This is a genomic window from Azospirillum sp. TSH20 (genome assembly GCF_003115935.1).
In the GTDB taxonomy this organism is placed as follows: Bacteria; Pseudomonadota; Alphaproteobacteria; order Azospirillales; family Azospirillaceae; genus Azospirillum.
In genome coordinates, this window is sequence record NZ_LGQU01000098.1 from 1 (window position 1) to 10,241 (window position 10,241).

At 65.1% G+C, this 10,241-nt stretch carries 8 protein-coding genes; 4 read left to right on the top strand and 4 right to left on the bottom strand.

Annotation, left to right across the window (positions count from 1 at the left end; all coding sequences use genetic code 11):
* From TSH20_RS24480 to TSH20_RS24495, 4 genes are all read left to right on the top strand, one after another.
* Positions 1-605, top strand: a 605-nt coding sequence (locus TSH20_RS24480; RefSeq protein ID WP_109492996.1) for a CbbQ/NirQ/NorQ/GpvN family protein, incomplete at its 5' end; no start/stop codon positions are given.
* Between the two features lie 8 nt (positions 606-613).
* Positions 614-2,530: a VWA domain-containing protein gene (locus TSH20_RS24485; RefSeq protein ID WP_109156747.1), complete on the top strand. Its 1,917-nt coding sequence runs from the start codon at positions 614-616 to the stop codon at positions 2,528-2,530.
* Positions 2,531-2,553: 23 nt separating this feature from the next.
* A complete protein-coding gene (locus tag TSH20_RS24490) occupies positions 2,554-3,228 on the top strand; it encodes a DUF4142 domain-containing protein (protein ID WP_109156748.1) in 675 nt (224 codons plus the stop codon).
* Positions 3,229-3,369: 141 nt separating this feature from the next.
* Positions 3,370-3,648 (top strand): DUF6522 family protein, encoded by a 279-nt coding sequence (locus tag TSH20_RS24495; RefSeq protein WP_109156749.1) that lies wholly within the window; start codon positions 3,370-3,372, stop codon positions 3,646-3,648.
* A gap of 248 nt (positions 3,649-3,896) precedes the next feature.
* Here the strand turns inward: TSH20_RS24495 and TSH20_RS24500 are convergent, their stop codons facing one another.
* From TSH20_RS24500 to TSH20_RS24515, 4 genes are all read right to left on the bottom strand, one after another.
* Positions 3,897-4,664, bottom strand: a complete 768-nt coding sequence (locus TSH20_RS24500) for an amino acid ABC transporter ATP-binding protein (RefSeq protein ID WP_109156750.1) — start codon at positions 4,662-4,664, stop codon at positions 3,897-3,899.
* Positions 4,661-5,341, bottom strand: coding sequence for an amino acid ABC transporter permease (locus TSH20_RS24505; protein WP_109154700.1), 681 nt, complete (start codon positions 5,339-5,341; stop codon positions 4,661-4,663). The genes TSH20_RS24500 and TSH20_RS24505 overlap by 4 nt, the downstream gene beginning before the upstream one ends.
* Before the next feature lie 81 nt (positions 5,342-5,422).
* On the bottom strand, positions 5,423-6,202 hold the full coding sequence (locus TSH20_RS24510; protein ID WP_109156751.1) for an amino acid ABC transporter substrate-binding protein: 780 nt from the start codon (positions 6,200-6,202) through the stop codon (positions 5,423-5,425).
* Between the two features lie 161 nt (positions 6,203-6,363).
* Positions 6,364-9,636, bottom strand: coding sequence for an ATP-binding protein (locus TSH20_RS24515; protein WP_158282054.1), 3,273 nt, complete (start codon positions 9,634-9,636; stop codon positions 6,364-6,366).
* Positions 9,637-10,241: the final 605 nt, after the last annotated feature.

The following is a 10,241-nucleotide window of genomic DNA, read 5'->3' on the forward strand; positions in this document are numbered from 1 at the left end:
ACGACCTGACCGCCGCCGACCTGACCGGCCGCTACCTGCTGAAGGGCGGCGACACCGTCTGGGCCGACGGGCCTCTCACCCGTGCCGTGCGGGAGGGCGCCGTCTGTTACCTCGACGAGGTGGTGGAGGCGCGCAAGGACGTCACCGTCGTGCTGCACCCGCTGACCGACGACCGCCGCATCCTGCCGCTGGAGCGCACGGGCGAGACGCTGGAAGCACCGTCGGACTTCATGCTGGTGGTCTCCTACAACCCCGGCTACCAGAACATCCTGAAATCCCTGAAGCCCAGCACCCGCCAGCGTTTCGTCGCCATCAGCTTCGACTTCCCGGCGCCGGAGGCGGAGACGGCCATCGTCGCGCGGGAAAGCGGGCTGGAGCATGACCAGGCCGCTCCACTGGTCCGCCTCGCCAATGCGCTGCGCGCCCTGAAAGGCCAGGATCTGGAGGAGGGGGTGTCGACCCGCCTGCTGATCTATTGCGCCACGCTGATCCGCTCCGGAATGCCGCGCGACGAGGCGGTTCTGGCCGCCATGGTGGAGCCGCTGACCGACGACGACGAGGTGAAGGCGGCCCTGCTGCGGACCGCCGAACTCACGATCGGGTGAGGAACGCCATGGCATCTTTCTGGGAACCGGAGGAATTCGTCGGCGGTCTGTGGCACCGCCTCGTCGGCAACACCGCCTCCTACCGGCATTATCCGGAGGCCGCGGTCCGGTTGGACGACATGCGCGTCCGCCTCGGCGTGCTGTTCCGCGCGATCGGCGGCCCCGGCGCCGTCCGCCTCGCCGCCGGCACCGCCGAGACCTCTTACCACCGGCTCGGTCTGCGCCAGCGCCTTGGGCTGGACGCCGAAAAGCTCCCGCGCCCGCGCTACGACGGCGTGACGCTTCATCTGCCGGACCGCATCGACCTGTTCGACGAGCGCTCGCTCAATGCCGGACTTTATGAGTGGCTGGCCGCCTTCTTCGTCCATGCGCCGCCCGCGCTTCCGCTCCCGGACGACCCTCTACGGGCGGATCTCTTCCGTCTGCGCAGTGTCTGGATGGCAACCGACCGGGCACTCGACGGCCTAGCCGGACTGCGCCCGCTGCACGACCGCCTGTGCGCCGCCCTTCGTGCGGCGCGGCCTGCCCGACGCCTGACCGGGCAGGAGGCCGCGGTGGAGGCGGTGGTCATGGCTCTGCTCGGCGCCGACATCCAGCCCGACCGGACGCTGTCGGCTTTGATCGCGGACCCGGCGGCGCCGCTCGACGGCATTCGCTCCGCTCCCGATTATCGTCCCTTCCTGCCGGTGCCGCTGTGGGGGGAGGTATCGGCCCCGCCCGCCGGCAGCGCCCCCGCCGCCGGCACGGAGGAGGAGGCCGGAAGCGGCGAGGAAGCCGACGGCAAACGCCGCAAGGCGTCGCGGCGGAACAGCGACCAGACGCAGCGCGACGACCCGCTGATGCTGAACCGCTTCGAGAAAATCCTGGGCTTGGCCGAGATGGTCAACCTGAACCGCAAGGTCGAGGATGATGACGCGGAGAATGCCCGCAAGGCCGCCGAAGACCTCGACGAGATCGCGCTCGGCCAACACGAGCGCCGCGTGGCCACCCGCCTCAAGCTCGACCTCGATCTTGCGCCCGCGGATGCCGACCTTGCACCGCTCACCGGCGAGGTCCTGTATCCGGAATGGGACTGGAAGAGTCGTCGCTACTTGCCGGACCATTGCCGCGTGATCGCCGAACCCGCCGGATTGGAAGGGGAGGAGTGGCGGCCGGACGATGACGCGCTACGCCGCATCCGTTTGGTGCGGCGCCAGTTCGAAGCGATGCGCCCCCGGCGCCAACGCCTGCCCGCCCAGCCCGACGGCGACGAACTCGACCTCTCCGCCCTGGTCGCGTCGGTCGCCGACCGCCGCGCCGGCGGCTGCGGATCGGACCGGGTGTTCACCGCCGTGCGCAACATCGCCCGCGACCTGTCGGTGTGCGTCCTGGTCGACGTGTCGCTGTCGACCGACAGTTACGTGGAGGACCGCCGCGTGCTCGACGTGGAGAAGGAGGCGCTGCTGGTTCTGACCCACGGGCTGACCGCCTGCGGCGACGAACACGCCATCCTGACCTTCACCTCGCACCGCCGGCAACGGGTGGAGGTGCGCACCGTCAAGGAGTTCCGCCAGCCCCTGAACGCCCGCGTCCTGCGTCGCATCCAGGCGCTGCGGCCCGGCCGCTACACCCGCATGGGGGCGGCCCTCCGCCACGCCACCGCCCAGTTGAAAGACCGCCCTCACACACACCGCCTGCTGCTGGTGCTGACCGACGGCAAGCCCAACGACACCGACCATTACGAGGGCCGCCACGCCGTCGAGGACACCCGCATGGCGGTCCTGGAGGCCCGCCGCGCCGGCCTGAAGCTGTTCGGCGTCACGGTGGACGAGAAGGGTCGCGACTATCTCCCCTTCATCTTCGGCCCCGGCGCCTATGCCATCTTTCCGCATGTGGGCCGCCTGTCCGCGGCGTTGCCCGCCCTTTATCGCCAATTGACGGGGTGACGGACCCCCGAAGGAGAGCCGCCATGCGCAAGATCGCCGCACTCGCCCTGTTGGGGTTTGCCTTGATGCCGGCCCCGGTCTGGTCGCAAGCCAACCTCCGGCCGGATTCCAACCTGCGGGTGCCGCCCCAGCCCGGCCAGTCGCTCCCCTATGAGGACGCCCTGTTCCTCAAGGAAGCCACCCTCGCCAGCCGCGGGCAAGCCGAGTTGGGACGCCTTGCCGCCGAGAAGGCACCCGACGACGCCCTGCGCACGCTGGCGCAGCGCATCGCGGACACCCACAAGACGCTCGGCAATGAACTCGAGCGTCTGTCCTCGTCCCGCACTCTGCCGCCGGCAAGCCAGTTGAAGCCGGAGGAAGCGGACCGCTTCGGCGCCGCCGGAGCCGTCACCAATCCGGCCAATGCGCGGGAGGATCTGACCGCCAAGGCGGTTCAATCGCTGTCGGGGGCGAGCGGCGAGGCCTTCGGCAAAGCCTATGTCGAGGCCCAGTTGCGGCTGCACGACAGGCTGGTCGATCTCTACCAGACCGAGGCGTCGAATTCGCCAGACCGCGAGCTTTCGACCTTCGCCATCACCAGCCTGGTGGCCATCCAGAAGGACCGCGATGCCCTGCGCCAGATGGCCGGCCGCTTCGGCATCGAGACCCATCGCGAGGGACAGGCCATCCAGTACGGCGATCCGGCCAAAGCCCGTTGATCTGGAGGATCATGATGCGACCAGATGCTTGATTGGGCATCGAGACGATTTGGTACGACAGGTTTGATGGATCGCAAAGATGCCCTCTGCTGATCACGTTATGCTTTCCTGTATCTCGCTCTCAGCAATTGGGTGACGCATATGACCAGCTCGCAGTGCGGGCCGCAGACAGTCGTCGGCATGGAGGTCGCCAAAGTGGACAGCACTGGCAGCCTCGTGTTCGATGCGGCACTTGTCGCTCCGCTCCTTGGGCTCGTGCCCGGAGCGTTTATGGAAGAACTGAAAAGGGGCATGGTTTACCAGCTGTACGAACAGGGGACGGAGGAGGATAGCGGGAAGACGCGAGTGACGTTCCGTTACCGTGCGCGGCAGTCGGTCTTGATTTTGGATGCTTTCGGGCGCGCGCTTCATGTTGGATGAGAGTGCCGCCGACGGTTCTGTTGCAGTGTCTGCGTCCGGGTGACGATCGGGTAAAACCCAGCCTTTTTGGCGGCTGGGGTGACACGGTGGCGCGCGGCGGAAAGAGCCCGTTCAAGGGGCGGCAGTTCACGGCGGAGCGATCCTGTGGACGGTGCGTTGGTACCTGCAGCGACCCTCATCGCCCGCCTTCAAAACCTGTAACGAAACCTCGAAAAGCGCCTGAAGAAAACGCTTGGCCCGTCTGCTTGTCATACCCCCTCCCCCTGTTGCCCCTGCAGGGTAAGGGTGGCGATGAAGCGTTGAGTGCGTTCGCGGGTGGGGTGGGTGAACAGCGCCTGCGATGGACCGGCTTCCACCACCTGTCCCGCATCGAGGAACACCACCTCATGCGCGATGCGCGATGCGAGACGCAGGTCGTGGGTGGCAATCACCATGGTTGTGCCCTCGGCGGCCAGAGTGCCAAGGACCTCCACCACCTCGCCCGACAGTTCCGGATCGAGGGCGGAGGTCGGCTCGTCGCACAGCAGCACCCGCGGTGACGGGGCGAGCGCGCGGGCAATGGCGACGCGCTGCTGCTGCCCGCCGGACAGGGTTGCCGGCCAAGCGTCTGCCTTGTGGTCCATGCCGACCTTGCGAAGCAAGGCCATGGCATGGTCGCGCGCCTTTTCGGCCGGCCATTTCTGCACGGTTATCAGCCCTTCCATCACATTCTCCACCGCAGTGCGGTGGGGGAAGAGCTGGAAGTTCTGGAACACCATCCCGGTCTGGCCGCGCAGCCGCTGGATGTCCTTCCAGCCGGGCTTGCCGCCGGGATGGAAGGTCAACTCCTCCTCCCCGATTTGCACAGTGCCGGAGGTGGGAATCTCCAGCAGGTTGATGCAGCGCAAAAGCGTGCTCTTGCCGCCGCCGGATGGGCCGATCAGTGCGGTGACGCGCCCTTCCTCGACCGTGACCGACACGCCTTTCAGCACGGTCAGGTCGCCGAAACGCTTTTCGATGTTCGTCAGCCGGATCAAGACTTGGCCTCCAGGAAACCGCCATACTGGCCGAGCCGCCGCTCCATCCGGACCTGCAGCGCCGACAGCACGGAACTGAGCACCAGATAGATCAATGCCGCCTCCACATACAGGATCAGCGGCTCATAGGTCGTCGCTACGATGCGCTGGGCCGCCTGGAACAGCTCCGGCACCGTGATGGCGGCGGCGAGCGAGGTGTCCTTCACCAGCGAAATGAAGCTGTTGGAGAGCGGCGGCACGGCGACGCGGGCGGCCTGCGGCAGGATGGTGCGCCGCATGGCCTGGGACCAGCTCATGCCGATGGAGTAGGCAGCCTCCCACTGTCCCTTCGGCACCGAGCCGATGACGGCGCGGATGATCTCCGAGGTGTAGGCGCCGACATTCAGCGTAAAGCCGATCAGGGCGGCCGGGAAGGCGTCCAGCACGATGCCGGCGCTGGGCAGGCCGTAGAAGATCAGGAAAAGCTGCACCAGCAGCGGCGTGCCGCGGATGATCCAGACATAGAAGCGGACTATGGCGGCAAGTGGCGCCGGCCCGAACAGCCGGACCACCGCAGCCACCAGCCCGACGATCAGGCCGAGCGCGAAGGACGCCAGTGTCAGTGGAACGGTGAAGACCAGCGCCGCCCACAGCAGCGACGGAAGCGAGTCCGCCATCAGGGTAAGCCAGTGCAGCACGGGGAAGGTGCCTCTCGCGAAGAAGGAACGACAATGCCCCCGGCCCGGATGGAGCAGGGGGCATTGAGGACCATCAGGTGGTTATTTGGAAACGTCCGCGCCGAAATACTTCTGCGAAATCGTCGTGTAGGTGCCGTCGGCCTTCATAGCGGCCAACGCCTCGTTGATGGCGGCAACCAGCTTGGCCTCGCCCTTGCGGACGATGATGCCGGACTGGTCGGCATTGTCCTGGGTCGCGGCGATCTTCACGTTGGCGTCGGGCTTGTGCTTCTTGAAGTCCAGGAAGGACAGGCTGTCGTTGACCGTCGCATCGGCCCGGCCGTTCAGGACCAGCTGGATCGACTGGTCAAAGCCGTCGGTGCCGACCAGCTGCGCGCCCGACGCCTCGGCCAGCTTGCCGAAGTTGCTGGTCAGCGACTGGGCCGATTTCTTGCCCTTCAGGTCGGCGAAGCCCTTGATGCTGTCATTGTCGCCGCGCACGATCAGAGCGGCGCGGCTGGAAATGTAGGGATCGGAGAAATCATACTTTGCCTTGCGCGCCTCGGTGATCCCGACCTGGTTGATCACGGCATCGTAGCGGCGGGCATCCAGTCCGGCGATCAGGCCGTCCCACTTGCCTTCCAGGAACTCCGCCTTCACCCCGATGCGCTTGGCGACCTCACGCCCGATCTCTACGTCGAAGCCGACGAGCGCGCCGGAGGCGTCATGATAGGTGAAGGGGGCGTATGTGCCCTCGGTCCCAATCTTCAGCACACCGTCCGCCTTGATGCGGTCCAGATCGGTCTGGGCCCAAGCGGCGGAGGAGGAGACGGCGGCGACCTGGATAAGGCCGGCGACGAGAAGCGATTTTAGCCATTTCATCGGTTGATGCCCGGTGCCTATTGAGTGGGATATCGGGTTGGTCCGCGCCCTTGGTGCGCCAGACGATTTCCGCCACGCTACAGCGGAGAGTACATCCTAACAAGGGAATAAGCTTCCTATTTAGCGCAAAGCAGATGTACATAAATCGTGCCAAGAACAAACTATGTTGGGAAATCCGATCCATGTGCGTGACGTGAGTTGCTCGTGGAGCCAAGCAGCCGCTCCAGGGCGGCCCACAATTGGCCCGGCATGACCGGCTTGTGAATCATCCCCAGGCCATACTGGGCGATGTCGCGCGCGCACTCGGTCCCGGTCTCACCGGTCAGGATGACACCCGGGATCTCCAGTCCCAGATGGCTGCGGACGTCCCGAATTGCCTCGCAACCGTTTCGTCCGGCCCGCAGGCGATAGTCTGCGACGATCACGTCCGGTCGGCGTCCAGCCTCGGTGACGATGGTTACCGCCTGCTCGGAGGAGCCGGAAATCAGCGTGTCGTACCCCCATTCCTCCAACAGGGTCCGCAGCGACATCAGGACGATGGTGTCATCATCGATCACCAGCGCCAAGCGGCCGCGTCCAACGGGAAGGGGCGTCATGTCGTCCTCCGACACGTCCTCCGCCACGTCCGCACCGGCGTCGATTGGAGCCTGGATGGAAAAGACGGAGCCTTCTCCCAGCCTTGATTGGACCCTGACCTCGTGGCCAAGGATTCGCGACAGGCGCTGCACGATCGACAATCCCAGGCCGAGGCCGCGGCTGCGGTCGCGCTCAGGATTGCCGACTTGGTGGAATTCGTTGAAGATCATGGCGATCTGGTCTTCGGGAATACCAATTCCGGTATCGGCAACGTCGATCCATGCATTTTCATTTTCGATCCGACAGGAGGCCGTGATCCCTCCACGCTCGGTGTAGCGGACGGCATTCTCGACGAGATTGCGGATGATCCGCCCGAGCATGGTACGATCGCTGCGGACCACCACGTCACTGCACGATCCGTCGGTCGAGACGGACAGCCCCTTGGTGGCAGCGAGCGGCCGGTAGGAGTCGGCGATTTCCTTGATGAGCGTGTCCAGATCGAAGCTGGACAACTGCGGATTGACCACGCCGGCGTCAAGGCGGGAGACGTCGAGCAGACTGTCGAGAAGCGCCTTCATGGTTTCGGTTCCGCGCTCCAGCATGAGCAGCATGTCCTTTCCGCGCTCATCCTTCACATGCGCGTGCAGCGCGCCACCGAACAGAGCCATTGACTGAAGCGGCTGGCGCAGGTCGTGGCTTGCGGCGGCCAGGAAGCGTGCCTTCGCCCTGTTTGCACGATCGGACTCCTCCTTTGCTGCCCTCAAGGCGACCTCCATCGCCTTGCGGTCGGTGATGTCCACCGTAAGGCCGGACATCCAGACCGGCTGGCCGGCTTCGTCGTAATTGGCCTTGCCGATACCGGCGACCCACCGGATGCCGCCGTCCGGGAGAACGACCCGGTATTCGACGTCATAACTGCCCCGCAGCGACGCCAAGGTCTTTCTGACCACCCTCGTCGCCTCGCTTCGGTCCTCCGGATGGACCGCAGCCAGCCACTCGGCAAAGCGCACATGACCATCGCGGGGCTCCATGCCATGGATCAGGTAGTTGCCGGGCGACCAGCTGATCTCTCCGGACAGGATGTCCCAGGTCCAAGTCCCCGCTCTGGCCGACGCCAGGGCAGCGCTCAGGGTGCGTTCGCTTTCCCGTAACGCCTCTTCCATGGCTTTCCGCCGGGAGATGTCATGGAAGGCCACCACCACCAGCTCCACCCGGTCATCGGCCCCACGTATGGGCACCGCCTCGACAAGAAAGGTGGTTGTCGAGCCGTCGCCGCGGCGGTAGTGCAGCTCTTCCTGCGAGACCACCTCGCCGCGAAGCGCCCGGGCGGGCGGGTACTCGTCGGCGGCCAATGGCGCACCATTGGCGCGAAGGCCGCCGTAGAGGCTGTAGTCGGCGACACCGGACACTGCCGTGATGCTGTGTCCAATCAGCTGCTCGGACGCGGGATTGTGCATGAGCAGGCGTCCCGACGGAGCCTCGATGATGAGCAACCCAATCGGCAGACTGTCGTTGATCGCGCGCAGCAGAAATCTTTCGTGTTCCAGATGTCTGGCCAAGGCGCGGCGTTCATCTTCCGCCGCCCTTTGCTCGGTGATGTCGCGAAAATAGATGGCCACGCCCTTGCGTGACGGGAATACCCGCAGCGCGAACCATCGTCTGGTTCGTGGACCGAGGAACTCGAACTCCACCGGCGTGCGGAGATCCATGGTGTCCTTGAGGCGGGTTTCAAGCTCCGATCCGGTGAGCCAGTCGAAGGCGACCTGTGCCTGCTCTCCGATGACGTCGCGTTCCAGGCCCAAGAGGTCGCGTGCCTGGGGATTCAGGTAGGACACCGTCCAATCGCTCTCGATTTCAGCCACCGCATCGGAGGTGCTTTCCAGAACGGACGACATCCGGGCGGCGGCGGCGGCTTCCTGGCGCCTTGCGATGGCGAGCCGCGATGTTCCGTATGCACCGCCGGCGAACACCAGCCCGAGCAGCACCATGAACGCCGCGAAGGATCCGGCCGCTGAGCGGTCGATGGGACGCAGCGCCTCGACAGGGTCGACGGCGACCGCAAGCATCAGCCCTGACGCCGAAGCCTTCGGCGGAAGGAAGGCGAAGCGCCTCTCCACCATGTCGAGGCCGGGGGAACGTCCCGAGCCCTGGGTGGATGCCTCCAATGTGTAGCGCAGACGATCAGGAATGACGGAGCCAAGGACAAGCCCCCTGTCCATCGGCGCGCGGGCGAGGATCTGTCCGTTCGGGTGCACGATGGTGACGACGGCATAGGACGGCCAGGACAGGCCGGCCACATACTCCTTCAGCCAATCCAGGTCGATCAAGGCGGTCATCGTTCCGTCGGGCTGTCCGTCCACCCCGAGGTAGCGTTGCCGGTACGGCAGGATCGTGCGCCCCTGGGCATTTGCCGTCGCGCGGAGCGGCCCGGCCTCGCCAACGACAAGGCGGTCGTTTTGCAGCGCTTCCTGGAAGCTGGGCAGGTCGCCGATGTCGGTCCCAACCGATTTGGCCTCGGTGGCGCACCACACATACCCATTTCTGTCGGCGACCTGGATTTCCAAATGACTCGGGTATGATCGCTTGAGCTCTCTCATGATGCTGAGGCAGCCGTCCGCCGGCAGGTGGGGAACTCCGGTTGCCTGCAGGGTTGCGAAAATATGGCCGATATCCTCCACGGACCTCCGCTGCTCGGCGTTCACAAGCGCCAGAAGGCGTCCGGCCTCCGCCTCGAGTTCCTGCTGGCGCTCCTGGCGCAAGGTGGTGAGGGAAAAAACTTCATAACCGAGCAGAGGAGCGGCCAGAACAACTGCTCCCAGTGCGATCTTCAGATGGCTCCTCGGAATTTTCCAGCCCACGCTGGCTGCCTCCTGTCCGGCAGCACCCACCTCCGTGGGGCTATGCTGATTGCAGACAGCTAAACGGAGCAGAGACGGCATTGTTTCGTAAGCCGGTCAAATCGCTGCCGGTCGTCAAACGTCGTACCGGAAACCCGCTCAGCGCTTTTGAGGCCAAGAAAGTGTGATGCCGCTTCGGCGTAGGTTTCGTCGATCTCGACCACGCCGGTCAGCAGCGGGTCAGCATGGAGGTCATCGTCCGAAGCTGGTCGGCGCTGGCTCCAAGTATCGTCAAAAAATTATCATGACGACGAAAAAAGCCCTTGCGCGGCATCGGCCAGCCGGCCTATACACCGCCTCCCGCGACGCAGCACGGCCCGCAAGGCAGTGACGCTTCAAAGGAAACAGCGGTCCGAGCAAGTAAGTGTCGAGCGCCTCGAAAAAAAGAGGTTGACAACGAAAGTAAAGATCACTAAATAAGCCGAACACGACGCGGTGATCCAGAACGGGGCGCCGCTGAGATGTTCGGAAGCGGCACGTTTCAGTGCTGCGGGTTCTTTGACAAGTTTATACCGTGTTGTGAGAAGGGATGCGCAGGCGGCGGCAGTTGGTAGCCGTTGCGGCCT

What these genes read in the sequence shown, in the direction of transcription:
- TSH20_RS24495 (WP_109156749.1), top strand. Translation starts at nt 3,370, where the DNA reads ATGACCAGCTCGCAGTGCGGGCCGCAGACAGTCGTCGGCATGGAGGTC.
- TSH20_RS24510 (WP_109156751.1), bottom strand. Translation starts at nt 6,202, where the DNA reads ATGAAATGGCTAAAATCGCTTCTCGTCGCCGGCCTTATCCAGGTCGCC.
- TSH20_RS24485 (WP_109156747.1), top strand. Translation starts at nt 614, where the DNA reads ATGGCATCTTTCTGGGAACCGGAGGAATTCGTCGGCGGTCTGTGGCAC.
- TSH20_RS24490 (WP_109156748.1), top strand. Translation starts at nt 2,554, where the DNA reads ATGCGCAAGATCGCCGCACTCGCCCTGTTGGGGTTTGCCTTGATGCCG.